Genomic DNA, 24,317 nt, shown 5'->3' with positions numbered 1-24,317 from the left:
TGTCGGATTTCCGGATATCAAACAGGGCAGCGACTTGGCGATAGGACAGCTCTTCCTCTCGCATACGCTGCAATACATTCAGCTTGAACTCAGGGCTGTAGTTCTTCTTTCTCTTACTTTTGAGGCCCGCGGTACCAAGCGCCTGATATGCCGCAATCCACTTTCGAAGCGAAGAGGCATTGACCCCGTGACGATGCGCGACCTCTCTGTGACCTGCGCTCCCCGAACAGTAATCCTCAACAACCGACAATTTCGCCTGCTCTGTGTACTTTTTCATGACACCCCTGGATGTTGATGTCCAACATTTCGGGGTCAGATCAAAATACGCGGACACAATCACCCTTATTGGCAGGGCGAGGAAGGTGTGTTCCCCGGCCCCTTACGGTAATAGTCATGGAGGGCTACCCCCGGGACGGGCGATACGCCATCCGCAATCGGTACCAATTGAAAAAGAGCGTGCCGCTCTTTTCTACACATTCAATTGACCCGTGCAAAATTCCACATGTGCGGCTCAAGTCGGGCCAAAAAACCAAATCATTCGCAAAAAAAATTCCACCTAATGTGGACGAACCGTCATAAGTGATTGAATTGTCGTGTTCAGCATTTCAGACTGAGTGATTACCCACGACCAGTCCTATCAACGCTGGCCCAGGTGCTCAAACCAACAATAACGCTAATCACACGGTCGCCCTTGCATGCATCCCCAACGAAAAATGCTGCACAACGAGTTGCACGCCCGCCCGTCGCTGTATTTCGACGAGCCGGCCCACGTCTTCCACCTGGCGTTTCTTGGCGACAATGCCCAGTGCAACGCGCTGCTCGAACGACTGTGCCCTGAAACCCTCGCAGCAGAGGGCGCACAAGGCATCACCCGCCTTGAAGGACATCCACTCAAGTGGGAGCGCCACGCCGAGTTCTTCACCCTGACCCTGGTCGTTCCCGCCTGCACCCATGAACTGCACTGGACAACGCTGCCCGAATGCCTTGCTCAGGGTATCGAAGGTCATTCCCAGCACCTCATCAATGCCGTTCAGGTGGTGGTGCGCGCAGAAGCCGGTCTCGACCTGACCAGCTACGGATTCAAGGACCCTTGCGGCTCTTGCGTGGGTGGTGGCGATGCGGTCGTCTGGAGCGATTTTCGCCTGACCGAGGACGGCACCAATCGCCTGCTGTTCATCAACCGACGGCTCAACGCTTATCGTCAGGGCCGCATGATTCGGCGTCTGCTGGAAATCGAGACTTATCGCATGATGGCGTCCTTGTCGCTCAATACCGCCAAGGCACTGGACCCGCAGTTGAACGAATTCGATCGCACCCTGGTGAGCCTGTCCGAACGTAATGCCAATGCCAGCGGCGTGCATGCCAAGGCCCTGCTGGAGGACATCGCCCTGCTGTCTCGCCAGGTCGTCAGCAGTACGGTCAGGAATCGCCACCGTTTCAGCGCCACCCACGCCTACGCCCAACTGGTGTTCGAACGCCTGGGGGAATTGCGCGAAAGTCACCTGGGGGATTGCCAACGGCTGGGCGTGTTCATCGAACGGCGTTTCAAACCCACGGTGCGCTATTGCGCAGCCACCGAACAGCGCCTCGAACAACTGGCCATGAGCGTCGCCAACCTGGGTGACTTGCTGCAGGCACGCGTACAGGTCGAAATGGAGGACCAGAATGCCGAGATTCTGCGTAGCCTTAATGCGCGCGCCGATGCACAGATAAAGATCCAACGCGCGGTGGAAGGTCTGTCGATCATTGCCATCACCTACTACCTGATCAATCTGTTCAAATTGGTCTATAGCGGGCTGCACACCTTGGGCGCAAACCTCTCGGCCCGCGAGGCGCTGCTAGGCATGACGCCACCGGTGCTGTTGATCCTGCTGCTGATTCTGATCCGGATCAGGAAGGCCAAAAGTCACTAGTGCACCTTGCCCACGCAGCGGGCGTCCAAGGGTTCCATGGACGCCTTTGCGCTTGCCTGCCATGAGTACAAATCAGCGCCCACCCTTCGCTAATCCCTTGTTTTACCGTACCCTGCCTCGTAGCTCTTGATGAGAAATCATGAACCTGCACACGGCCGCTGACTGTTTCCCCATGCGCAAATTTCTGTACCTGATGTTTTCCTTGGCCTTGATTGCCGCCCTGATCACCTACGCACTGTGGACGACGGATCGTCCGGTGGGTCATTACCTGTCCGACCTGCGTATCAGCCTGGCGGTCGACCAGGGCACACCCGCCGACCGCGGCAACCTGCTGGGCATCCAGCCCGAACTGTTCCCCACCGACTACCAGAGCCCCGAGCGCCTGCATCGCAAACTGGCTGCCTATCTGCAGACGGCTCGCGACCAAGGCCTTCTCAATGCCAAGACCGTGGTGGTCCTGCCCGAGCACATCGGCACCTGGTTGATGCTCGGTGGCGAAAAAAACGAGTTGTACCAGGCCACCACCCTGAAGGAAGCCATGAACTGGCTGGCGGTCAGTAATCCGCTGGCATTTATCCAGGCATTGGTCAGCGCTCAAGGCGATAGCCGACTGGACGATGCCTACCTGCGCATGAAAGCCAAGCGCATGGCCCGTGACTATCAAGCGCTGTTCGGTGGGCTGGCCAAGGAGTTCGGCATCACCTTGGTGGCCGGCTCCATCGTGCTGCCTGAACCCAGTGTCAGCGACGGTGAACTGAAGATCGGTCGCGGTGCGCTGTACAACAGCAGCTTGGTATTCGGCAGCGATGGCCGGCCAATCGGCCAGCCACAACGCCAACGACATCCGGTGTTTGAACAGCGCGATGTGCTTGGGGCCGACCGACCGACCACCTTGCAAGTCATCGACACCCCCGCCGGGCGCCTGGGCGTGCTGATCGGCAGCGACAGTTGGTACCCACTCCACTACCGGCAACTCAACGACCAGGGCGCACAACTGATTGCGGTGCCCGCCTTCATCATCGGTCGCAATACGTGGGACAAACCTTGGAGCGGTTATAAAGGCCTTTCCACGCCGAGCGAGGTGAGCCTCAAACCAGGTGAAGTAAGCGAGGGCCAAGCTTGGCATCGCCTGACACTGACCGGACAATTGCCCATCAGCCAGGCCCGGGGCGGCGTCAGCGTGTTCCTGCGGGGCCAGTTCTGGGACAGCGGCAGCGCCGGCCAGAGTTTCATCAGCCACAACGGCCAACACTTCCCCGATGGCGAGGCCCATGGCGCCCGCCTGCTGAACCTGTGGCTGTGAGCATGAAACCGCAACCGATGCGCTTGGGCGACCTGTCTGTGGGCTTCGTCCATAGCCTGGCTGACGCAGTCGCCAGCCATGGGCAAGACCCTCAACCTTTGCTTGAGCAGTACGGTCTCGATGCCGCGCGCCTGGCCGAGCCCGGGGCACGACTGTCGATCCCACGCTACATGCGTCTGGGCCACGCCGCGATTCAACAGACCCAGGACCCGGCCTTGGGCCTGCGCATGGGCAGGCTCGGCCGCTTGAGCCAGGCCGGGCTGGCGGGCGTTACCGCGGCCCAGGCGCCAACCGTGCGCGAGGCCGCCCGCTGCATGATCCGCTTCGAGCCGCTGTATGGCTCCAACTATCGCGGCCAATCGAGTTTCCATGAAGATGCCCGAGGCGCTTGGCTACGGTTCTATTCCATCAGTCCGTATAACGCCTACAACCGCTTCGTCGTGGATTCGATCATTGCCGGCTGGCTTGCGCAACTGTCCAGTGTCAGCGGCATCGCGCTACGACCCGAACGCATCGAAATCGAATTCGAGGAGCCGACGTATCTAGAGGCCTACCGCACGCTCGGTGACTGCCCGATCCAATTTAGCGCCGAACACAATCAACTGCGCCTGGGCCTGGACAGCCTCGCCCAGCGCAACCCACAGCATTGCCCCAGCACCTGGCACCATCTGCTTGAGCTGTGTGAACGGGAACTGGAACAACTGACCCGCACCCGCAGCCTGCGGGAGCGCATCATCCAACTGTTGGGACCGTTGCTCAACGGCGGCCGGGAACCCGACCTGGAAGAAGTGGCGGCTCGCCTGAAGCTGCCGACCTGGACCCTGCGTCGCAAGTTGGCCGAGGAAGGCACGCAGTTTCGCGCCATCCTCAACGACACCCGCCGCGACCTGGCCATGACCTACATACGCGATACCGAACTGGCGTTCGGCGAAATCGCTTATCTATTGGGATTCGCCTCAGCCGAGGCATTTCAACGAGCCTTCAAGCGCTGGAACAACCAGACGCCCGGAGAGTTTCGTCGTAGTCACCGAGGGGTTTAAGCTTCAAGCGCCAAGCTTGGCGCTTACCACTTGTAGCGTGTCGCGATCCTCACAACTCCGTCGCATCTTCGGCGGGTTCCAACGGGTCCAGTTCGTACGCCTGGTATTCCAGCAGCTCTTCCTGATAATCATCCATTACGTGTCCTTCCCCTGTCATTGAAACCAATGCCTGATGGCGCTGACTTCAGCATAAAGCTGCTTTATGAACAAAACATGAAGCAAAGGCTTCATGAATTAAACGTAGCACAGGGTCGGGAAATTACCGTGTGAAGTGTGACAGGGCGTAACTCCCTGCCACTGGACCTCAGGATGCCGGCAGCGGCTGAATAGGCTCGGTCGGGGCCGGCAACGAGCTGGGCGGTGGTGGTGTAACGGTTTCCGTCGTCGGTGCAGACTCCGACTCGAACGACTCGGGCGCAATTGGCGTCGGCTCGCTCGGCGGCACGACGGGCTCCGACACCGTGGGGGCAGTTTCGACGGGGGCCGGCGCAGCCTCCTCTACCGGTGGGGCTGCTGCGGGAGCAGGCGCAACAGGCTCTGGCTCTGGCTCTGGCGCTGGAACTGGAACTGGAACCGGCATCAGCGCAGCCGATTCAGCCTTGATTTCCGGAATACCCAGCTCAGCTTTCGGCTTGTCGGTATTCTCAGCCTTCTCGGCAGCCTTCTTCGCTTCGGGTGGCAGGAACAGCTCGACCAACGCAAAGAAACGCTCATAGAACTTGGCCGCCGACACGGTTTCGCTGGCGACTTTGACCATCGAATCATCCGAGGAACCGATCGGCATCGATACCGAACCCAGCACGCCCACGCCCAGGCTGGCGGAGTTGTTGATTTTCTTCAGCGCATAGCGGTCCTGCAGGGCGTTGGCGAACATGGTCGCACGGTGCCCCATCCCACCATCTTCAGCACAGACCAGGTTGAAACTGATCTCCATGTGGGTGTCGCCGGTTTGCTGGAAGCTCTTATGACCGCTGACCAGCTTCGGATCGCTGCTGGTGATGATGTAGCCCTGGCTGAGCAATGCCCGGCGCCCGGCCTCGCAGGTCGCCGCGTCGCTCACTGGATAAGTGCGCGAGAACGTGCCGGAGTCGTCGAAGTTCTCGTGCTCGTAAATGGCGGCCTTCTTCGACGAGCAACCGGCTGCGGCGGCCAGCACCAATGCAAGCCCGACGGTGCGCATGTGAATTGATTTGAACATTGAACATCCTGAGAAAAACGGTCCGGGGCGTATTGTGCAACAGAACGCGACCTGGCAGCGTGGCTAATCTTGTTTCAAGGGGGTTACAAATTTACTGGGGGTTGTTTGCAGGAAAAAGACGCTAATCCGGTAGATCGACGAATACCCGCTTCTGGGCAACACGCATGATTCTGATATTCCGTTCCGAGGGCGTAGTTTTTTACGTAAGGTTGGTGTGTATATCCGTTTCTGCGGTAACGGCCACTGGCGGTTCCGCGCTTACAGCGGCTCACTTTTGGAAGAGCGCCAAAAGTAAGCAAAAGCGCTTTGCCCCACCACTTGGCACCTCGCCTAGGCTCGGTGTGCCCCAGATCAAAAGCCAAAGCGAGGCGGCCTAACAGCCGGCCTGATTTTGACGGAACCGCGTCCCCCTGTGGGCGAGCTTGCTCGCGATGACGTCGGCACAGCCAACATCATCGTTGACTGGAACACCGCCTTCGCGAGCAAGCTTTGCCCCCACAGATCTAATGGGTGTACGACCGGGAGAGCCAGGCCGGCTGTTAGGCCACCTCGCGGTGGACGTTGATCTCGGCGCCCCGTTAACCACGCTGGCTGAACGAAGGTATGCGCAGAGGACAACCCGGCATGGATGCCGAGCCTAGACGAGGCACCGAGTGGTGGGGCAGAAGCGCTTTGGTTACTTTCGCCTGGGCCGGCATTCCGGCTTTTCGAAAGTGACCCGCTGTTAGAGCGGAACCATAAGTAGCCATCACCGAAAAACGCATATGCCCCCCAAAAAAAAGAAGCCAAAAAAAACGACGCTTCCCATTTCTGAAAGAAGCGCCGTTTTTTCTAACTGAACAGCATCACAACCAGGTTTGAAAAAGCATCAAGCAATTAGAAACGCTTGATTTCCGCCTGATTCTCCAACTGCTTGCGATACGCCGCAAAGTCCTGCTGACCAACACGGGACGCTAGGTAGCGGCGATACTCCGCCTTCTCTTCGTCAGTCGGTGCCGCCGCTTCATTCACGCCGTCCAGACGTACGACCATCAGGCTGCCATCAGGCAAGGTCACGCTGGTGAACGTCGGCTGGTCCTTGGACTCAGGCTTGGGCATGCGGAACAGTGCTTGCAACACCGCCGGGTCGATGCCTTCCTGGTTGCGGGTTGCCGCCTGGGTGGCTTTCCAGCCTTGGCCGTCGACCGGCTTGTCCAGTGCAACCTTGCCGTCGCGCAGACTGGCGATCAGCTCGTCGGCCCGGGTCTTGGCTGCCGCGCTGGCGTGCTCCTTGGTCAACTGAGCACGAATCGGTCCTGCCACGCTTTCCAGCGGCAGTTGCTCAGGCTTGTGGTGCTCCTTGGCACGCAGCACCACGACGGTTTCCGGATCCAGCTCGATGGCGGTGCTGTTGGCACCCTCATCCAGCACTTCCGGGCTGAACGCAGCAGTCACTACGGCACGATTGGCCGCAATCCCTTCACCACCTTCACGACCGAACGGGGCCGACGTGTGGACGGTTAGCTTCAGGTCTTGGGCCGGTTGCGCCAAGTCGGACGCTTCGAACGAGTCATCCTCCAGTTGCTTGGTCGCCTCAACGAAACGCTGCTCCACCTGCTGGGTCTTCAGGTCGCGGGTCAGCTTGTCCTTGAGACTGGCAAACGTAGGCACTTCAGGCGCTTCGACACCCAGCAGCTTGATCAGGTGCAGACCGAAATCGGTGCGTATCGGCGCCGAGACCTGGTCCTTGTTCAAGGCGTACAAGGCCTTTTCAAATTCCGGATCGTAGACGCCAGGACCGGCGTAACCCAGGTCGCCGCCGTTGCTAGCCGAACCCGGATCCTGGGAAAACTCCTTCGCCAACGCTTCAAACGACTCGCCTTTGGCCAGGCGAGCCTGGATCTCTTCGATCTTCGCCTTGGCCTGAGCTTCGGTCATCTTGTCGTTCACTTCGATCAAGATGTGCGCTGCCCGACGCTGTTCGGACAGGTTGGCGATTTCTTTCTGATAGGCCGCCTGCAAGTCTTCGTCCTTGACGCTGACCTGATCGAAGAAAGAGGTTTTCTTGAGTTCGAGGTAATCGATGACCACCTGGTCAGGCGTCATAAATTCCTTGGAGTGTTGGTCGTAGTAAGCCTTGACCTCATCATCAGTCAGCTTGACGGAGGCCAGGTCGGCCTTGATGTTCAAGGTGGAGAAATCACGAGTCTGTTTTTCCAGGCGTGCAAATGCCAATACTTGGGCATCAGTGACGAAACCACTGCCTGCCAGACCGGCGCGCAACTGACCGATGAGCATTTCCTGAGCCAGCATCTGACGGAACTGCATACGGCCGTAACCCAGCTGGCGGATCACCTGATCGAAACGCTCAGGGCTGAATTTGCCATCGACCTGAAACTCAGGCGTTTGCAGGATCACTTGATCAAGCGCAGCTTCGGAAAAAGCGAATTTCGCATCGTGTGCGCCTTGCAGCAACAACTTGCGGTCGATCAGGCCCTTGAGCGCCGAATCGCGCAGCATCTTTTCGTCCAGCAGGGAGGCGTCAAAATCCTTGCCCAACTGTTGCATGAGCTGACGACGTTGCATGTCGACCGCCTGGCTCAGCTCGTTCTGGCTGATGTTCTCGCCGTTGACCTTGGCCGCTTCGTTGCTGTTGGTAGTGGCATTGAAAATGGCATCGAAACCAGTCAACGCCATCAATGCGACGATAACCCCGATGATGGTCTTGGCAATCCAGCCTTGTGAATTGTCCCTGATATTCTGCAGCATGCGTCCCCCAGAAACGGTTGAACTTCAAATTTAGGCAACCGTGGAGCGTGGGTAGAATCCGGATAGAAGAAAGGCGCATCCGAGGATGCGCCTTCTCGTAACTGGCGGAGCGGACCGGGCTCTAACCTGCAAGCCCTGGTGTACCAGACCGGTTGCAACCGGCCGTATTATCGCTCCGCTGCCAAGCCAGGCATGACCCCGACCCGGATAAACTCAACGAAACCTTAGTTAACGGCTTCTTTCAGTGCTTTACCAGCTTTGAAGCCTGGCTTTTTGGCAGCAGCGATTTCCAGCGTCTTACCGGTCTGCGGGTTGCGACCGATACGAGCAGGGCGATCGGTCACGGAGAAGGTGCCGAAACCCACCAGAACAACGGAGTCGCCAGCCTTCAGAGCGCCAGTGACGGATTCGATTACAGCGTCCAGCGCACGGCCAGCAGCAGCTTTCGGGATATCAGCGGATGCAGCGATAGCATCAATCAGTTCCGACTTGTTCACTCTAAGTCCCCTTATATCTATTTGAGATGATTCTAAGTTTTTTGGTGAAAGCAAAAACGAGTGCTGAATGGCCTGCAGACACTTAAGAGCCGCTTTATAACAAGGGCTCTAAAAAACTGTCAAGAAAGCCCCCCAGCCAAATGCGTATTAATGCGTGCTAATTCTTTCCTTAGAGTCAGACTCTCGCTTTTCTTCCTTCGCGACAATCTCCGGAGCCACATCCGGCAAGGGCTCCGGCGCGTATTGCAGCGCAATTTGCAGGACCTCGTCAATCCATTTAACGGGTTTGATCTGAAGATCTTGCTTAATGTTGTCAGGAATTTCCTTCAGGTCGCGGACATTCTCTTCGGGAATGATCACGATCTTGATCCCGCCACGGTGTGCCGCCAGCAGTTTTTCCTTCAGACCGCCAATCGCCAGGACCTGGCCGCGCAGCGTGATTTCACCCGTCATGGCAACGTCGGCGCGCACAGGAATACCGGTCAATGCCGAAACCAGGGCCGTGCACATGCCTACACCAGCGCTTGGGCCGTCCTTGGGCGTAGCCCCTTCAGGCATGTGGATATGCGTGTCGCGCTTCTCATGGAAGTCCAGGGGTATGCCCAGGCTCCGGGCGCGGCTGCGAACCACCGTCAGCGCAGCGGTGATCGATTCGACCATTACGTCGCCCAGGGAACCGGTCTTGATCAGTTGACCCTTGCCCGGCACCACGGCCGCTTCGATGGTCAGCAACTCACCACCGACCTGGGTCCAGGCCAGGCCAGTCACCTGGCCGATCTGGTCCTGTTGCTCGGCGAGACCGTAGCGGAACTTGCGCACGCCCAGGAAGTGCTCCAGCAGGTCCGAAGTGACCTTGACCGCGAAGCGCTTCTCCAGCGCATGTTCCTTGACCGCCTTGCGGCAGACCTTGGCAATCTGCCGTTCCAGGCCACGTACACCGGCTTCGCGGGTGTAGTAGCGGATGATGTCGCGAATCGCTTCCTCGTCGAATTCCAGCTCGCCTTTTTTCAGGCCGTTGGCCTGGATCTGCTTAGACGAAAGGTATTTCACCGCGATGTTGATCTTCTCGTCCTCGGTATAGCCCGGCAGACGAATCACCTCCATCCGGTCCAGCAACGCTGGCGGAATATTCATGGAGTTGGAGGTGCAGAGGAACATCACGTCCGACAGGTCGTAATCGACCTCCAGGTAGTGATCGTTGAAATTATGATTCTGCTCAGGATCAAGGACTTCGAGCAACGCAGAGGCGGGATCCCCGCGCATGTCGCTACCCATCTTGTCTATTTCGTCCAAAAGGAACAGCGGATTACGCACGCCGACCTTTGTCATCTTTTGAATCAATCTTCCTGGCATCGAACCAATGTAGGTCCGGCGATGGCCCCGAATTTCCGCCTCGTCGCGCACACCGCCAAGGGCCATGCGTACGAATTTTCGGTTGGTGGCGTGGGCAATCGACTCCGCAAGGGAGGTTTTACCGACCCCAGGAGGACCGACCAGGCACAGGACCGGGCCACGAATCTTCTTCACGCGCTTCTGCACGGCGAGGTATTCAAGGATGCGTTCCTTGACCTCTTCCAGGCCGTAGTGGTCGGCGTCGAGGATGTCTTCGGCACGCGCCAAGTCCAGACGCACCTTGCTCTGGGCTTTCCACGGCACCTGGACCAGCCAGTCGATGTAGGTGCGCACCACGGTGGCCTCAGCAGACATCGGTGACATTTGCTTAAGCTTGTTCAGCTCGGCCTGGGCCTTGACCAGTGCATCCTTAGGCAAGCCGGCGGCATCGATGCGCTTTTTCAGCTCTTCGATTTCGTTGTGACCTTCGTCACCATCGCCCAGCTCTTTCTGAATGGCCTTCATCTGCTCATTCAGGTAGTACTCGCGCTGGCTGCGCTCCATCTGCTTCTTGACGCGACCGCGAATGCGTTTCTCGACCTGCAGCAGATCGATTTCGCCGTCGAGCAATGCCAGTACGTGCTCGACACGGGCCGACAAATCAATGATTTCGAGAATTTCCTGCTTCTGCTCGATCTTGAGGGCCATGTGGGCCGCCATCGTATCGACCAGCCGCCCAGGTTCATCGATGCTGTTAAGCGACGACAGGACCTCCGCAGGCACCTTCTTGCCCAGTTGCACGTATTGTTCGAACTGCGACAGCAGACTGCGGACAAACACCTCTGACTCACGCTCGGGCGCATCGACCTCTTCGATCAGCGACACCTCGGCCCGGCAATGGCCGTCCACTTCGCTGAAACGCTCGATAGCACCGCGCTGCTCGCCTTCGACCAGAACCTTGACGGTGCCGTCGGGCAGTTTGAGCAATTGCAGAACCGTTGCAATCGTACCTACGCGATACAGTGCGTCTTCGCCGGGATCATCGTCGGCCGGGTTTCTCTGAGCCAGCAGAAGAATCTGCTTGTCACCCGTCATCGCAGCCTCAAGGGCTTCGATGGACTTCTCGCGCCCCACGAACAGCGGGATAACCATGTGCGGATACACCACGACATCGCGCAATGGCAGGAGAGGCAATTCGATGGTTGTCTTCATGATTTCGCCTCTACGGCGGCCCTAGGGCCGGAAACAGATGGAAGTAAGCTTGAAACCAAGATGGGGGCAGCCTTGAAAAAAAACAAGCGCTAAGGCACGTCTAAAATGCGCTAAAAGCAAAGGGGCCCGAAGGCCCCTTCTTTATTCCGGCAGCGGGACGCTTAAGCGTCCGGTGCGGCCTTGGCAGCCGGCTCACTGTTTTCATAGATATACAGTGGCTTGGACTTGCCTTCTATAACGCTTTCATCGATCACGACTTTACTCACCTCGGACTGCGAGGGGATCTCATACATCGTGTCGAGCAATACACCTTCGAGAATCGAACGCAGTCCACGGGCACCGGTCTTACGCTCCAGGGCACGTTTTGCAACCGATTTCAGCGCATCGGAACGGAACTCCAGGTCTACACCTTCCATTTCGAACAGCTTGGCATACTGCTTGGTCAGGGCGTTTTTCGGCTCGGTCAGGATCTGCATCAACGCCGCTTCATCCAACTCGTCCAGCGTCGCCAGGACCGGCAGACGACCGACAAATTCCGGGATCAGACCGAACTTGACCAAATCGTCAGGCTCGACTTCACGCAGGGATTCACCGACTTTCTTGCCTTCTTCCTTGCTGCGCACTTCGGCGTTGAAACCAATGCCACCACGGGTGGAACGGTTTTGAATAACCTTTTCCAGGCCGGAGAACGCACCACCGCAGATGAACAGAATGTTACGGGTATCGACTTGCAGGAATTCCTGCTGCGGATGCTTGCGACCACCTTGAGGTGGAACGGAAGCGACCGTACCTTCAATCAACTTGAGCAAGGCCTGTTGCACACCCTCACCGGAAACATCCCGAGTGATGGATGGGTTGTCGGACTTGCGGGAAATCTTGTCGATTTCGTCGATGTAGACAATGCCCATCTGGGCCTTTTCCACATCGTAGTCGCACTTCTGCAACAACTTCTGAATGATGTTCTCGACGTCTTCACCTACATAACCAGCCTCAGTGAGGGTGGTTGCGTCGGCGATGGTGAACGGAACGTTCAGCAAGCGGGCCAGCGTCTCGGCAAGCAGGGTCTTACCCGAGCCTGTCGGGCCGATCAGCAAGATGTTGCTCTTGCCGAGTTCGACTTCGTCATTCTTCTTGTCACGTTGGTTCAGGCGCTTGTAGTGGTTGTACACCGCTACGGCCAGTACCTTTTTCGCACGTTCCTGACCAATCACATACTGATCAAGGATGCCGCTGATTTCTTTAGGCGAAGGCAATTTATGCGCGCTGCTCTCGGCCTGGGCTTCCTGCACCTCCTCGCGGATGATGTCATTGCACAGGTCGACGCACTCGTCGCAAATGAAGACCGAGGGGCCGGCAATCAATTTGCGCACTTCATGCTGGCTTTTGCCACAGAAGGAGCAATAAAGCAGTTTGCCGTTGTCCTCGCCGTTGCGGGTGTCAGTCATTCGATCGATCCAAATCCGATAGGCTTGCAACACAAGATGAAGGCAATTGCGGGCTTTTTCAAGCCCGCAGGCGGCCGGTCATCCCAACCACCTGCATTTTGAGCGGCTTAAGCAGGCATTTGACGCTTGTTGATCACGGAGTCGATCAAGCCGTATTCGGCTGCACGCTCGGCGCTCATGAAGTTGTCACGCTCGGTGTCACGCTCAATGGTTTCGAGGCTTTGGCCGGTATGATGGGCCAGCAACGAGTTCAGGCGCGAACGAATGTGGAGGATTTCCTTGGCATGGATGTCGATATCCGACGCCTGGCCCTGGAAGCCGCCCAATGGCTGGTGAATCATCATCCGAGAGTTAGGCAGGCAGTGACGCTTGCCCGCTGCGCCGCCGGCGAGCAGGAAAGCGCCCATGCTGCAGGCCTGGCCGATGCAGATGGTGGAAACGTCGGGCTTGATGAACTGCATGGTGTCGTAGATCGACATGCCCGCAGTCACCGAACCACCAGGTGAGTTGATGTACAGATGGATATCCTTGTCCGGGTTTTCCGCTTCCAGGAACAACAGCTGCGCCGCGACCAGGTTGGCCATGTAGTCTTCAACGGGGCCGATCAGGAAGATGACGCGTTCCTTGAGCAGACGCGAGTAGATGTCATAGGCACGTTCGCCGCGGGCGGACTGCTCGATAACCATCGGGACCAGGCCGCCTGCGGCCTGGATGTCAGAGCTCTGCTGATAAAAAGAATTGCGGGACATGTCTCGCAGTCACTCCCAAATAGTTATGTCTTGAATACGCATAAGCCAGCGCGAAGGCTGGCTTATGGGTGTTTATTTCTTACCGCAGAACCATCAATCGGCTTGTGGAGCTTCCACCGGCTTGACCGCTTCTTCGTAAGAGACCGCTTTATCGGTCACGCTAGCTTTCTGCAGAACAGTATCCACAACTTGTTCTTCCAGCACAACCGAACGGACTTCGTTCAGTTGCTGGTCGTTCTTGTAGTACCAGGACACAACTTGCTCAGGCTCTTGGTAGGCCGAGGCCATTTCCTGGATCAGCTCGCGAACACGGGCTTCGTCAGGCTTGAGCTCAAACTGCTTAACCACTTCGGCAACGATCAGGCCCAGCACGACGCGGCGCTTGGCTTGCTCTTCGAACAGTTCGGCAGGCAGCTGGTCCGGCTTGATGTTGCCGCCGAACTGCTGAACAGCCTGCACGCGCAGACGGTTCACTTCGTTGTCCAGCAGAGCCTTTGGCACTTCGATCGGGTTGGAGGCCAGCAGACCATCCATGACCTGGTTCTTGACCTTCGACTTGATGGCCTGGCGCAGCTCACGCTCCATGTTCTTGCGAACTTCGGTGCGGAAACCTTCCAGACCGGTTTCCTTGATGCCGAACTGGGTGAAGAACTCTTCGTTCAGCTCAGGCAGCTTTGGCTCGGAAACAGTGTTGACGGTCACGGTGAACTCGGCGGCTTTGCCAGCCAGGTCCAGGTTCTGATAGTCCTCAGGGAAGGTCACGTTCAGAACGCGCTCTTCACCAGCCTTGGCGCCAACCAGGCCATCTTCGAAGCCAGGAATCATGCGACCGGAACCCAGTACCAACTGGGAGGCCTTGGCGGAACCGCCCGCGAACACTTCACCGTCGACCTTGCCGACGAAATCGATGTTCAGTTGGTCTTCGTTCTGTGCAGCACGCTCAGTCACTTCGAAACGGGTGTTCTGCTTGCGCAGGATGTCCAGCATCTTGTCCAGGTCGGCATCCGACACGTCAGCGCTCAGGCGCTCGACAGCGATGGATTCGAAACCGGCAACCGTGAACTCAGGGAACACTTCGAACGTGGCGACGAACTCCAGATCCTTGCCTTTTTCCAGCACTTTAGGCTCGACAGACGGAGCGCCGGCCGGGTTTAGCTTCTGCTCGACGACCGCTTCGTAGAACGAAGACTGGATCACGTCGCCCACGGCTTCCTGACGCGCATCAGCCTCGTAACGCTGACGGATCACGCTCATTGGCACTTTGCCTGGGCGGAAACCTGGGATTTTGGCCTTTTGGGCAGTCTGCTGCAGACGCTTGTTGACCTGAGTCTCGATGCGCTCAGCCGGCACCGTGATGCTCATGCGGCGCTCAAGAACAGAAGTATTTTCAACAGAAACTTGCATGGATATTCCTCGTTGCACAGACGTTGGCCGGGCGTTTCCGACCCCAGAATCAAGGGCATGCATTCTAGTAGGTCAAACTCAAGAAGTCACCCTACTGAAAACGCGCTGGAAACAGGCGCCGGATTTAGGACGGGACAAACGGTCATGCCCCACCCGGATTGCAAATACAGTCGATTCAGCCCAGGGCTCTGCGCCAACGCCTCTATATATAGAAGCGTCATGTCCGATCGCGCGATGCCCACCCCAAAAGGAGACCGACGGACATGTCGCGCATCATCACGAAACATATTCGCAACGAACCGACCGCCGCGCGCAGCGCCAAAACCGTACCGACGCCAAACACAGAACCACCGAAAACAAAAACGGCGCAGCCCCTTTCAGGTACTGCGCCGTTTTCTGCTATTTAAATAGCGACTTGTATGGTGCGGACGGAGAGACTCGAACTCTCACACCTTGCGGCGCTGGAACCTAAATCCAGTGTGTCTACCAATTCCACCACATCCGCGTATCAAGCTTTTAAAGCAAAGGCGCCAGATTGTTAGATCTGGCGCCTTTCTAGAATATGGGGTGGACGATGGGGATCGAACCCACGACAACGGGAGTCACAATCCCGTGCTCTACCAACTGAGCTACGCCCACCATATTGCCTTGTTGCCTTACTTGTGCCAAAGCTGCCTAATTGGCGCACCCGGCAGGACTCGAACCTGCGACCATCCGCTTAGAAGGCGGATGCTCTATCCAGCTGAGCTACGGGCGCCTTTTTAATCTGTATTCTTGGACGATTACAAACTAAGTGCTTTCAGTTTTGCCGAATTGAAACAACCAACTCTGCTCCACCTTCTTAACCAGTGCTAGGCTGTGCCCGACAAGTGCGACGAATGTTATAGACGGCTTGATAGGTCGTCAACTCTTTTTTAAAAAAAATTCATTTAATTAAAGGGGTTAGGGGAATTTGCAGACCAAGCGCCTTTGCCCTCACGCCCCGGCATGCGAGAATGCGCTCTCTTTTTTTCCCCTCTCGATGGTTAACCACGCGCAATGACTGCACAACTTATCGACGGCAAATCGATCGCCGCCAGCCTGCGCCAGCAGATCGCCCAACGAGTCACCGAGCGCCGCCAGCAAGGCCTGCGCACGCCCGGCCTTGCGGTGATCCTGGTCGGCAGCGATCCCGCCTCTCAGGTTTATGTCTCGCACAAGCGTAAAGACTGTGAAGAGGTCGGCTTCCTTTCCCAGGCCTACGACCTGCCTTCCGAAACCACCCAGCAAGCGTTGGCCGATCTGATCGATCGCCTGAACGACGACCCGAACATCGACGGCGTTCTGCTCCAACTGCCACTGCCTGAGCACCTCGACGCCTCCAAACTGTTGGAGCGCATCCGCCCGGACAAAGACGTCGATGGCTTCCATCCTTATAACGTCGGTCGCCTGGCCCAGCGTATCCCGTTGCTTCGTCCCTGCACCCCGAAAGGCATCATGACGCTACTGGAAAGCACTGGCGTGGATCTCTATGGCCTCGACGCCGTAGTGGTGGGTGCGTCCAACATCGTTGGCCGGCCGATGGCCATGGAACTGCTACTGGCCGGCTGCACCGTGACCGTGACCCATCGCTTCACCAAGGACCTGGCCGGCCATGTTGGCCGTGCCGACCTGGTGGTGGTGGCCGCCGGCAAACCCGGCCTGGTACGGGGTGAGTGGATCAAGGAAGGTGCCATCGTCATCGACGTGGGCATCAATCGCCAGGAAGATGGCAAGCTGGTGGGCGATGTGGTCTACGAGACCGCCCTGCCCCGCGCTGGCTGGATCACGCCGGTACCTGGCGGCGTAGGCCCGATGACCCGCGCCTGCCTACTGGAAAACACGTTGTATGCGGCCGAAACGCTGCACAGCTGATACGCATCAATCAAAACCCTGTGGGAGCGCGCTTGCTCGCGATCGCTGTGAACCGGTCAACCTCCAAGTTGACTGACACACTGCCATCGCGAGCAAGCGCGCTCCCACAGGCGTTTCTGGCGACCGGACTTTAGCCGTCAAATTACGATTTTTTCAGATTCGTATCGCCAAAATCCCCCTCTATGAAACTTTATTTATTCACAAGCCCCAGCGGTACAGGCGTATAGCGCTGCTGTCGCCCATACTCCTAAAATGCGACGTTTTTTTTGAAAGTCGTTGCTCAACGACACCTTCAACTCTATCGAGCCTACTCGCGTGAAAATCCGTCTTTCGATCATCAGCCTGTTCATCGCTTTCACAGGCAGCTTTATCACGCAAAATGTCGCTGCACAGGAAACCATCGCGCCCCCACGGGATACGGCCAAGCTGCAAGTCGCGTCGGGTAGCGCGATGTTGCTGGACCTGCAGACGGATAAAGTCGTCTATTCAAGCAACCCGGATGTGGTGGTCCCCATCGCATCGGTGACCAAAATGATGACCGGGCTGATCGTGCTGGATGCCAAACAGAACCTGGATGAGTACATCACCATCACCATCGCCAACACCCCAGAGATGAAGGGCGTGTTTTCCCGGGTCAAGCTCAACAGCGAGCTGTCGCGCCGGGACGTGCTGCTGATCGCCCTGATGTCTTCGGAAAACCGCGCCGCCGCCAGCCTCGCCCACCACTATCCAGGAGGCTATGCGGCGTTCATTGCCGCCATGAACGCCAAGGCGAAGGCGCTGGGCATGACCAGCACGCATTACGTCGAACCGACGGGCCTGTCGATCCACAACGTCTCGACCGCCAGGGACCTGACCAAGCTACTGATCGCCGCTCGCAAGTATCCACTGCTGAGCGAACTGAGCACCACCAAGGAAAAGACCGTTACCTTCCGCAAGCCTGCGTATAGCCTGGGTTTTCGCAACACTGACCACTTGGTCCACAAGGCCAACTGGGATATCCAGCTGACCAAGACCGGTTTCACCAACGAGGCCGGCCACTGCCTGGTGCTGGTGACGAAGATGGGCAATCGCCCGATGGCACTGGTGATCCTCGATGCATTCGGCAAGTACACACACTTCGCCGATGCCAGCCGGATTCGTAGCTGGGTGGAAACCGGAAAAAGCGCCGCAGTGCCGGCGGCGGCCCTGCAATACAAGGCTGCCAAGAATCTCAAGAGCCGCCAGAGTGGTGTGGTGGAAGCTTCCAAGTAATCCGCGAACCCTAAAAGCCCTGACTCGTCGAAATGCTGTTCACTTAGAAAAAGCGGCGTTTCTTTCAGAAATGGGAAGCGCCGTTTTTTTGGCTTTTTTGCGGTACTTGTTTTGGTGTGTATATCCGTTACCGCAGAAACGGATATACACACCAACCCACGGTAATCTCTAGACCTTCAGGTCACCCAGCGGATCATAAGGCTTGGGCTTGCGCTCATCCTTCTTGTCCAGAGGCGCCTTGGCCGGCCCTATCGGATCAACCTGAGGATCCTCAAGGTCCGGCGAATCCGGATCAAACCCCAGGTCATCACCACTGGAATGCTCTGACGAATGTGGCCCCGTAGGTGTTTTCGACTGTGCCATGCCTGCCCTCCTCCAATCACGGTCAGAAATGCCCAACCCTGATGATAAGAGCCTCAGGCCTGCCAGATTGTGCCCGGCAAGTGACGAACGGGGTGAACGATCAATGCGCCGCTTCCAAGGTCTTGGTGGCCCGTGCCGCAGCTCGTTCCTGCCCTGCCCCGGCCAATTCGTCCGCTGCTTTGAGCCACCGCGGCGAGTCGACATTGGCCGGAAGCTGCGTGGGTCGCTGGAGCAGCACAGCCCAGCCGCCCGCGCTCTTGAAGGCCGATTCGAAGGCACTGAAGCTCATCAACTGCCGCCGACTCATGCCTGAGCGCAGCAATACCGTCTGCTTCTGACGATTGTAGCCGGCGAGAATCCCATACCGAGGCTCGGCCCAGAACGCCGAACCGTCGATATAGCGCACCAGCACCGGGTAGCCTGCCGCGACCTGCTCCAACAACGCGGGCAGCTTGGCGTCGAGCGGATACACCAGCAACCCGTATTCGCGCGCCAGGGTTTGCATATTCTGCTGCAAACCGGCTTCGCCACCCGGCAGGTGCAACGGTTTCTCCAGCAGCCCCGGCGTGATCACCGTGCCTTGCAACGTCAGCAGGGCCGCTAGAGACTGTGGGGCGCCCTGGTACGTTTCGCCGCGAAAGAACGGCACGCTGTTGAGCCCCACCCGTTCGGGCAGGCGCTGGATCTGTGGCGAAACAATGCCCGCACACCCCACCACGGCAACGAGGCAGGAGACCGTCAGGACCAGTGATCGAAAAGATGAAATGACCGGCGACATGATGACTCTCCTGTTCAGGCACCCGACATCCGGGCCAGGCTTGGGTCGACGATCATAAGGTGCGCACAGTCCTGGGTATAGCCATAACGGCAGTTTTACGAGCGCGATAGAACGAACCGATCCGGGCCCAACCGTCACGGATCGATTACCTGCAACACTTGAGCGACTAGACTGTCCATGTACTAGGTGCGTTATCCCGGACCAGGGGTAAGAGGAGGCACAGATGAGCCTGACCACGACAATTCTGATGCTGATATTTGGCTGGCTGAGCGTAGCCACGGCCATGCTGTGGGGCGTACTTCGGATCACTCGGCGCCATCATCACGCGCCAGCTGCGCAATCGGAAAAAACCACAAAATCCGCGCGACGCCACGCCACCGCACACTGAGCATTCGCTTTTCACTCCCCTCAAAAAAAGCCACCCGGACCTGGACCCGGGTGGCCTCTGCCTGCCTGGAATCAGGCGTTGTCGGCCAACGCCCTTTCCCTGGCCCGACGGGACAACATGTTCAACACCTCGATCGCCGCCGAGAACGCCATGGCCGCGTAGATATAGCCCTTGGGCACATGGGCACCGAAACCCTCAGCGATCAGCGTCATGCCGATCATGATCAGGAAGCCCAGGGCCAGCATCACCACGGTCGGGTTGTCATTGATGAACTTGGCCAGCGGTTCGGCCGCCAGCAGCATCACCAATACCGATACGACAACGGCGATGATCATGATCGGCAAATGCTCGGTCATGCCCACGGCGGTGATGATGCTGTCGATGGAGAACACCAAGTCCAACATCAGGATCTGACCGATTGCCGCGGCAAAGCCCAGGGTCACGCCGGACGTGGCCGACTTGGGATCATCCGGTGCTGGGTCCATGCTGTGGTGGATTTCAGTGGTCGCTTTCCACAGCAGGAACAGGCCGCCGGCGATCAGGATCATGTCTTTCCAGGACAACGCCTGGCCCAGGATTTCGATGACGGGTTCGGTCAACTGCACAATGAAGGCAATGGTGCTCAACAAGCCCAGGCGCAGGATCAGCGCCATGCCGATACCGATCCGCCGCGCCTTGGCACGATGCTGTTGGGGCAGCTTGTTGGTCAGAATCGAAATGAAGATCAGGTTATCGATGCCAAGCACGATTTCCATCACGACCAGAGTCGCCAGGGCGATCCACGCGGTGGGGCTGGCGGCGAGCTGTAAAAGATAATCCATGGGGCAGTCCTGACTGATGTGACGCGTTAGATGGTTTTAGTAGGGATTTGGGTTTCGTCAGCTTCGTCCGCCGGCTCTTTCTTCGGGCTGATCAAGCCGCCGGTGGCTTCGCTGATCGCCTGCTCGGCGGCCTTGTGGGTGTCGTCGATGGCCTGCTTGGCGGTTTCTGCAGCCTGCCCCATCAGTTGCTGGGCACTTTTTTCAGCCTGTTCACAACCCGCCAGCGTGGTGGCGGACATCACCAACAGTGCTGCAAGCCCCAGGGATTTGTACGTCATGGAATGAATACCTCTTGAGAAAATAGAAGGCGCACAAAAGTGGCCCGCCAATGGCCAGGCATTCTAGAGACGCGAACACTTCAGGAAAATTCGTATTTTCAGCGGTTATACTTCGATTTTTACGAACATCGGTGAACCCATGCTCAACTACCGACAATTGCATTACTTCTGGGTGGTGGCAAAAACCGGCAGCATCGTGCGAGCGTGCGAGCAGTTGAACCTGACCCCACAGACCATCAGCGGGCAGATCTCCCTGTTCGAGCAGACCTATAACCTCAAGCTGTTTCGCCGTGTCGGGCGACAATTGGAACTGACCGAGGCCGGCCGCCAGACCTTGCCCTACGCCGAACACATGTTCCAGTTGGGCGGTGAACTGGAACTGATGCTGCGGGCCCAGCCCAACGAACAGCAAACCCTGTTTCGGGTCGGGGTGGCGGATGTGGTGCCCAAATCCATCGTCTATCGGCTGCTGGCGCCGACCATGGAGTTGAACGAGCCGCTGCGCATCACCTGTCGCGAGGACAAGCTCGAACGACTGCTGGCGGACCTGGCGATCCAGCGCCTGGACCTGGTGATTTCCGACAGCCCGATGCCGACCCACCTGGACATCAAGGGCTACAGCCAGAAACTGGGGGAATGCGGGATCAGCTTTTTCGCCACCGCCGCGCTGGCCGAACGCTACGGGCAGGACTTCCCCCACGGCCTGCATGACGCTCCGCTGCTGATTCCCGGGCCGGAAACCGTGGTACGCAGCCGCTTGCAGCGCTGGTTCGCCGAGCAACAGATCCAGCCGCGTATCGTCGGCGAGTTCGACGACAGCGCATTGATGCAGGCCTTCGGCCAATCAGGCAGCGGGATTTTCATCGGCCCGAGCGTGATCGCCGAAGAGGTCAAGCGCCAGTACGGCGTAGAAGTGATCGGCCAAACCGATGCGGTGAGCGAATCCTTCTATGCCATTTCCGTGGAGCGCAAGGTCAGCCACCCCGGCATTGTCGCGATTGCCGAAGGCGCGCGTCGCGAGTTGTTCAGCGCTTAGCAGGTGACACGAGGTTTGAAGGTCATCAGCAGCAACGCCAGCAGGATCGATACGAAGATGAACCCGGCCGCCGCAAACCCGACACTGCCCAAGCCCAGGGTATCGATGACCCGGCCACCGACCATCGCCCCCAGGCCAATCCCCAGGTTGGCCCCGGCAATGTTCAACGATGCGGCAAAGGCTGGGGCCTGCGGGGCCGCCTTCATCAGCCGCACATGGCTGACCAGGAACAAGGCCGCCTGGGTCACGCCCCAGATGCCCATCGCCGCCGCCAGCGCGAGGGGCGAATGAATGCTCGGCACCAACGCCACCATGCCGCCGATCAGGAACAGGCAGAAAACCATCGATGCGATCAAAGGATGCCGGTCCACCGCCCGACCGCCCAGGGAATTGCCCAGCAGCCCGACGGCGCCGAAGCCCATCAGGCACCAGCCCACCAGAGTGCCATCGAACCCAGCGAGGCGTTCGAGGATATCCGCCAGATAGGTGTAGGCGGTGAACATGCCGCTGAACACCAGGATCGACAACAGCACATGCCCTTGCATCAACGGGCTGCGCAGGATCTTGAATTGCGAACGAAAGCTCACCTGATGCTGGTGCAGGTTGGTTTTCGGCAAGTAGATAAACAGCAGCAACGCCTTGGCAAAAGCAATGACCGCCAGGATCGCGAATGCGCTGCGCCAGCCAAACGCATCGGAAATCAACGCGCCCACGGGAATGCCGAACACCGTGGCACAGACGATGCCAAAGCCGATCCGGGCAATGGCTCGCCCGGCCAACTGTGGCCCGACAATGTCCACCGCCGTTTCACTGGCCAGCGCCCAGAACACCGGCAGGCCCAGGGCCGGGATCAACCGGGCAACGGCCATCACCCAGATGTTGGGGGCGACGGCGGCGAGCATGTTGGCCAGGCCGAACATCACCAACACGCTGATAAACAACTTGCGCCGTTCGAAGCGGGCGAACCAGGCCGTCAGGAATGGCCCGAACGCCGCCACCGTAAACGCGAACAACGTCACCAGCAGCCCGGCCTGGGGAATGCTGACGTGCAGGTCGCGGGCGATGGAGGGCAACAGGCCAACGATGACGAATTCCGTGGTCAGCACGGTAAAACCGGCGGCCGACAACAGGAAAATGGGTAACAACATGCAGAACTCCAGCGAAACGACGACACCAGCGTTAGCCGAAAGGCCCGCTGGCGGTAAGAAAGTGAGAACGACAAAGCCTAACAGAATGCACGCGGCATACAACCGCACGCCATGACCCAGATAAGGATGACGGATCGTCACAGGTCCGTCAGATTTTTCATCGGGCTGTGATAGAGTCCGCGGCCTGAAAACGCCGTACTTTCTCTCGGTCCGCTCATGTGGTCTGCCCGCTTGTTGCCCTGACTCGTCGACCGTCGTACACAATAAAATCAGAGATGCCGCTATGACAGCTTCGTCCGCTACCCCTATGCAACGCCTCAAACGCACCAGCCTGGTGACGCAAATCATCATCGGTCTGATCGCCGGTATCGTCCTGGCATGGCTGGCGCCCGACCTGGCTAAGCCCACCGAGTTCATCGGCAAGGTCTTCGTGTCCGCGCTCAAGGCCGTGGCGCCGATCCTGGTGTTCGTGCTGGTCATGGCCTCGATCGCCAACCACAAGCATGGCCAGCAAACCCATATCCGGCCGATTCTGTTCCTGTACCTGCTGGGCACTTTCGCCGCAGCGGCGGTCGCGGTGGTTGCCAGTACGCTGTTTCCGTCCAGCCTGGTGCTGACGACACATGATGTGGCCGTTACTGCGCCCGGGGGCATCGGCGAGGTGCTGCAGAGCCTGTTGCTCAACGTGGTCGACAACCCGGTCCGAGCACTGCTCAACGGCAATTTCATCGGCATTCTGGCCTGGGCCATCGGCATGGGCATCGCCATTCGTCATGCTGGCCAGACCACCCGTACCGTGCTCGAAGACCTGTCCAACGGCGTGACTGCCATCGTGCGCGTGGTGATCCGCTTCGCCCCGCTGGGTATCTTCGGACTGGTGGCCTCGACGCTGGCCACCTCCGGCTTCGGTGCGCTGCTCGGCTACCTGCACCTGCTCACCGTACTGATCGGCTGCATGCTGTTCGTGGCATTGGTGGTCAACCCACTCATTGTGTTCTGGAAACTGCGTCGCAACCCCTACCCGCTGGTATTCACCTGCCTGCGCGAGAGCGGCATCACGGCGTTTTTCACGCGCAGCTCGGCGGCGAACATTCCGGTGAACCTGGAACTGAGCAAACGCCTGGGCCTGCACGAAGACACCTATTCGGTGTCGATCCCACTGGGCGCCACCATCAACATGGCGGGCGCCGCCATTACCATCACCGTTTTGGCCCTGGCGGCCGTGCATACAGTGGGTGTCGTAGTGGACATGCCTACGGCGGTGCTGCTGAGTGTTGTCGCGGCCATTTGCGCGTGTGGCGCATCCGGGGTGGCGGGCGGTTCGCTGCTGCTGATTCCCCTGGCGTGCAGCCTGTTTGGCATTCCCAACGAAATCGCCATGCAAGTGGTCGCGGTGGGTTTCATCATTGGCGTCCTGCAGGACTCGGCGGAGACGGCGCTGAACTCGTCTACGGATGTGCTGTTCACGGCGGCGGCATGCCTGGGCGAGGAAGAGAAGCTCGCGCGTACGGCGTAGT

22 protein-coding genes and 3 tRNA genes are annotated in these 24,317 nt (G+C 58.3%); 9 read left to right on the top strand and 16 right to left on the bottom strand.

All coding sequences use genetic code 11. From position 1 onward, the window contains the following. Positions 1 to 277 (bottom strand): transposase (locus AACY31_RS24755; protein WP_339505216.1); only part of this gene is annotated, 277 nt, incomplete at its 3' end. Positions 278 to 695: 418 nt separating this feature from the next. On the opposite strand from AACY31_RS24755, the gene AACY31_RS24750 reads away from it, so the two are divergent. The 3 genes from AACY31_RS24750 (at position 696) to AACY31_RS24740 (ending at position 4,256) form a co-directional block, all read left to right on the top strand. Then, on the top strand, positions 696 to 1,913 hold the full coding sequence (locus AACY31_RS24750; protein ID WP_339479994.1) for a DUF3422 domain-containing protein: 1,218 nt from the start codon (positions 696 to 698) through the stop codon (positions 1,911 to 1,913). Positions 1,914 to 2,085: 172 nt separating this feature from the next. Then, positions 2,086 to 3,216 (top strand): carbon-nitrogen hydrolase family protein, encoded by a 1,131-nt coding sequence (locus AACY31_RS24745; RefSeq protein WP_339480182.1) that lies wholly within the window; start codon positions 2,086 to 2,088, stop codon positions 3,214 to 3,216. 2 nt (positions 3,217 to 3,218) lie between these two features. Then, positions 3,219 to 4,256, top strand: coding sequence for an AraC family transcriptional regulator (locus AACY31_RS24740; RefSeq protein ID WP_339479993.1), 1,038 nt, complete (start codon positions 3,219 to 3,221; stop codon positions 4,254 to 4,256). A gap of 304 nt (positions 4,257 to 4,560) precedes the next feature. Here AACY31_RS24740 and AACY31_RS24735 read toward each other — a convergent pair whose 3' ends face one another. The 7 genes from AACY31_RS24735 to tig form a co-directional block, all read right to left on the bottom strand. Beyond that, positions 4,561 to 5,454, bottom strand: a complete 894-nt coding sequence (locus AACY31_RS24735; protein WP_339505213.1) for a DUF2242 domain-containing protein — start codon at positions 5,452 to 5,454, stop codon at positions 4,561 to 4,563. Positions 5,455 to 6,330: 876 nt separating this feature from the next. Further along, on the bottom strand, positions 6,331 to 8,202 hold the full coding sequence (locus tag AACY31_RS24730; protein ID WP_339505211.1) for a SurA N-terminal domain-containing protein: 1,872 nt from the start codon (positions 8,200 to 8,202) through the stop codon (positions 6,331 to 6,333). 224 nt (positions 8,203 to 8,426) lie between these two features. Next, positions 8,427 to 8,699, bottom strand: coding sequence for an HU family DNA-binding protein (locus AACY31_RS24725; RefSeq protein WP_002552737.1), 273 nt, complete (start codon positions 8,697 to 8,699; stop codon positions 8,427 to 8,429). Between the two features lie 147 nt (positions 8,700 to 8,846). Then, positions 8,847 to 11,243 carry an endopeptidase La gene (gene lon / locus AACY31_RS24720; protein ID WP_339479990.1) on the bottom strand — a complete coding sequence of 799 codons (2,397 nt, stop codon included), beginning with the start codon at positions 11,241 to 11,243 and terminating at the stop codon, positions 8,847 to 8,849. Between the two features lie 161 nt (positions 11,244 to 11,404). Next, positions 11,405 to 12,688, bottom strand: a complete 1,284-nt coding sequence (gene clpX / locus AACY31_RS24715; protein ID WP_024778305.1) for an ATP-dependent Clp protease ATP-binding subunit ClpX — start codon at positions 12,686 to 12,688, stop codon at positions 11,405 to 11,407. Positions 12,689 to 12,795: 107 nt separating this feature from the next. Beyond that, positions 12,796 to 13,437, bottom strand: a complete 642-nt coding sequence (gene clpP / locus AACY31_RS24710; RefSeq protein WP_003183177.1) for an ATP-dependent Clp endopeptidase proteolytic subunit ClpP — start codon at positions 13,435 to 13,437, stop codon at positions 12,796 to 12,798. A 93-nt stretch (positions 13,438 to 13,530) separates the two neighbouring features. Then, positions 13,531 to 14,841, bottom strand: coding sequence for a trigger factor (tig, locus tag AACY31_RS24705; protein WP_339479988.1), 1,311 nt, complete (start codon positions 14,839 to 14,841; stop codon positions 13,531 to 13,533). Between the two features lie 263 nt (positions 14,842 to 15,104). On the opposite strand from tig, the gene AACY31_RS24700 reads away from it, so the two are divergent. Beyond that, a complete protein-coding gene (locus AACY31_RS24700; protein ID WP_339479986.1) occupies positions 15,105 to 15,248 on the top strand; it encodes a hypothetical protein in 144 nt (47 codons plus the stop codon). Between the two features lie 13 nt (positions 15,249 to 15,261). On the opposite strand, the gene AACY31_RS24695 is transcribed toward AACY31_RS24700, so the two are convergent. From AACY31_RS24695 to AACY31_RS24685, 3 genes are all read right to left on the bottom strand, one after another. After that, positions 15,262 to 15,346 (bottom strand) — tRNA-Leu (locus tag AACY31_RS24695). Between the two features lie 58 nt (positions 15,347 to 15,404). Continuing rightward, positions 15,405 to 15,480: transfer RNA gene (locus tag AACY31_RS24690), tRNA-His, on the bottom strand. Between the two features lie 41 nt (positions 15,481 to 15,521). Beyond that, a tRNA-Arg gene (locus tag AACY31_RS24685) sits at positions 15,522 to 15,598 on the bottom strand. A gap of 281 nt (positions 15,599 to 15,879) precedes the next feature. Between AACY31_RS24685 and folD the strand changes: the two genes are divergently transcribed. Then, the gene (gene folD / locus AACY31_RS24680) at positions 15,880 to 16,734 is read left to right on the top strand and encodes a bifunctional methylenetetrahydrofolate dehydrogenase/methenyltetrahydrofolate cyclohydrolase FolD (RefSeq protein ID WP_092326854.1); all 855 of its coding nucleotides are present in this window, start codon (positions 15,880 to 15,882) and stop codon (positions 16,732 to 16,734) included. A gap of 315 nt (positions 16,735 to 17,049) precedes the next feature. Continuing rightward, on the top strand, positions 17,050 to 17,988 hold the full coding sequence (gene pbpG, locus AACY31_RS24675) for a D-alanyl-D-alanine endopeptidase (protein ID WP_339479983.1): 939 nt from the start codon (positions 17,050 to 17,052) through the stop codon (positions 17,986 to 17,988). A gap of 168 nt (positions 17,989 to 18,156) precedes the next feature. On the opposite strand, the gene AACY31_RS24670 is transcribed toward pbpG, so the two are convergent. After that, positions 18,157 to 18,351 (bottom strand): DUF6021 family protein, encoded by a 195-nt coding sequence (locus AACY31_RS24670; protein ID WP_339479981.1) that lies wholly within the window; start codon positions 18,349 to 18,351, stop codon positions 18,157 to 18,159. A 100-nt stretch (positions 18,352 to 18,451) separates the two neighbouring features. Then, complete coding sequence (locus AACY31_RS24665) at positions 18,452 to 19,129, bottom strand: peptidase C39 family protein (RefSeq protein ID WP_339479979.1); 678 nt, start codon at positions 19,127 to 19,129, stop codon at positions 18,452 to 18,454. 223 nt (positions 19,130 to 19,352) lie between these two features. On the opposite strand from AACY31_RS24665, the gene AACY31_RS24660 reads away from it, so the two are divergent. Continuing rightward, entirely contained in the window at positions 19,353 to 19,517 is a 165-nt protein-coding gene (locus AACY31_RS24660) for a hypothetical protein (protein WP_339479978.1), read from the top strand. 71 nt (positions 19,518 to 19,588) lie between these two features. On the opposite strand, the gene AACY31_RS24655 is transcribed toward AACY31_RS24660, so the two are convergent. Both AACY31_RS24655 and AACY31_RS24650 read right to left on the bottom strand, forming a co-directional pair. Then, positions 19,589 to 20,338 carry a TerC family protein gene (locus AACY31_RS24655; protein ID WP_339479977.1) on the bottom strand — a complete coding sequence of 250 codons (750 nt, stop codon included), beginning with the start codon at positions 20,336 to 20,338 and terminating at the stop codon, positions 19,589 to 19,591. Positions 20,339 to 20,364: 26 nt separating this feature from the next. Next, a complete protein-coding gene (locus AACY31_RS24650; RefSeq protein WP_339479975.1) occupies positions 20,365 to 20,616 on the bottom strand; it encodes a hypothetical protein in 252 nt (83 codons plus the stop codon). Positions 20,617 to 20,755: 139 nt separating this feature from the next. Between AACY31_RS24650 and nhaR the strand changes: the two genes are divergently transcribed. Further along, on the top strand, positions 20,756 to 21,652 hold the full coding sequence (gene nhaR / locus AACY31_RS24645; RefSeq protein WP_014339312.1) for a transcriptional activator NhaR: 897 nt from the start codon (positions 20,756 to 20,758) through the stop codon (positions 21,650 to 21,652). Here the strand turns inward: nhaR and AACY31_RS24640 are convergent. Further along, entirely contained in the window at positions 21,649 to 22,800 is a 1,152-nt protein-coding gene (locus AACY31_RS24640) for an MFS transporter (protein ID WP_339479974.1), read from the bottom strand. The genes nhaR and AACY31_RS24640 overlap by 4 nt on opposite strands. 283 nt (positions 22,801 to 23,083) lie before the next feature. Between AACY31_RS24640 and sstT the strand changes: the two genes are divergently transcribed. Further along, positions 23,084 to 24,316 (top strand): serine/threonine transporter SstT, encoded by a 1,233-nt coding sequence (gene sstT, locus AACY31_RS24635; RefSeq protein ID WP_339479973.1) that lies wholly within the window; start codon positions 23,084 to 23,086, stop codon positions 24,314 to 24,316. The last annotated feature ends 1 nt before the right edge of the window (position 24,317 follow it).

Origin of the sequence: Pseudomonas sp. RL_105y_Pfl2_101 (assembly GCF_963970585.1) — a bacterium.
Lineage (GTDB): Bacteria > Pseudomonadota > Gammaproteobacteria > Pseudomonadales > Pseudomonadaceae > Aquipseudomonas.
The sequence above is the reverse complement of the archived record's forward strand: the minus strand, read 5'-3'. Positions and strand labels throughout refer to the sequence as shown.

Bases quoted from the DNA above. Each gene is read 5' to 3' on its own strand.
- AACY31_RS24750 (WP_339479994.1), top strand. From the start codon at position 696: ATGCATCCCCAACGAAAAATGCTGCACAACGAGTTGCACGCCCGCCCG.
- AACY31_RS24745 (WP_339480182.1), top strand. From the start codon at position 2,086: ATGCGCAAATTTCTGTACCTGATGTTTTCCTTGGCCTTGATTGCCGCC.
- AACY31_RS24740 (WP_339479993.1), top strand. From the start codon at position 3,219: ATGAAACCGCAACCGATGCGCTTGGGCGACCTGTCTGTGGGCTTCGTC.
- AACY31_RS24735 (WP_339505213.1), bottom strand. From the start codon at position 5,454: ATGTTCAAATCAATTCACATGCGCACCGTCGGGCTTGCATTGGTGCTG.
- AACY31_RS24730 (WP_339505211.1), bottom strand. From the start codon at position 8,202: ATGCTGCAGAATATCAGGGACAATTCACAAGGCTGGATTGCCAAGACC.
- lon (WP_339479990.1), bottom strand. From the start codon at position 11,243: ATGAAGACAACCATCGAATTGCCTCTCCTGCCATTGCGCGATGTCGTG.
- clpX (WP_024778305.1), bottom strand. From the start codon at position 12,688: ATGACTGACACCCGCAACGGCGAGGACAACGGCAAACTGCTTTATTGC.
- clpP (WP_003183177.1), bottom strand. From the start codon at position 13,437: ATGTCCCGCAATTCTTTTTATCAGCAGAGCTCTGACATCCAGGCCGCA.
- tig (WP_339479988.1), bottom strand. From the start codon at position 14,841: ATGCAAGTTTCTGTTGAAAATACTTCTGTTCTTGAGCGCCGCATGAGC.
- AACY31_RS24700 (WP_339479986.1), top strand. From the start codon at position 15,105: ATGTCGCGCATCATCACGAAACATATTCGCAACGAACCGACCGCCGCG.
- folD (WP_092326854.1), top strand. From the start codon at position 15,880: ATGACTGCACAACTTATCGACGGCAAATCGATCGCCGCCAGCCTGCGC.
- AACY31_RS24670 (WP_339479981.1), bottom strand. From the start codon at position 18,351: ATGGCACAGTCGAAAACACCTACGGGGCCACATTCGTCAGAGCATTCC.
- AACY31_RS24665 (WP_339479979.1), bottom strand. From the start codon at position 19,129: ATGTCGCCGGTCATTTCATCTTTTCGATCACTGGTCCTGACGGTCTCC.
- AACY31_RS24660 (WP_339479978.1), top strand. From the start codon at position 19,353: ATGAGCCTGACCACGACAATTCTGATGCTGATATTTGGCTGGCTGAGC.
- AACY31_RS24655 (WP_339479977.1), bottom strand. From the start codon at position 20,338: ATGGATTATCTTTTACAGCTCGCCGCCAGCCCCACCGCGTGGATCGCC.
- AACY31_RS24650 (WP_339479975.1), bottom strand. From the start codon at position 20,616: ATGACGTACAAATCCCTGGGGCTTGCAGCACTGTTGGTGATGTCCGCC.
- nhaR (WP_014339312.1), top strand. From the start codon at position 20,756: ATGCTCAACTACCGACAATTGCATTACTTCTGGGTGGTGGCAAAAACC.
- AACY31_RS24640 (WP_339479974.1), bottom strand. From the start codon at position 22,800: ATGTTGTTACCCATTTTCCTGTTGTCGGCCGCCGGTTTTACCGTGCTG.
- sstT (WP_339479973.1), top strand. From the start codon at position 23,084: ATGACAGCTTCGTCCGCTACCCCTATGCAACGCCTCAAACGCACCAGC.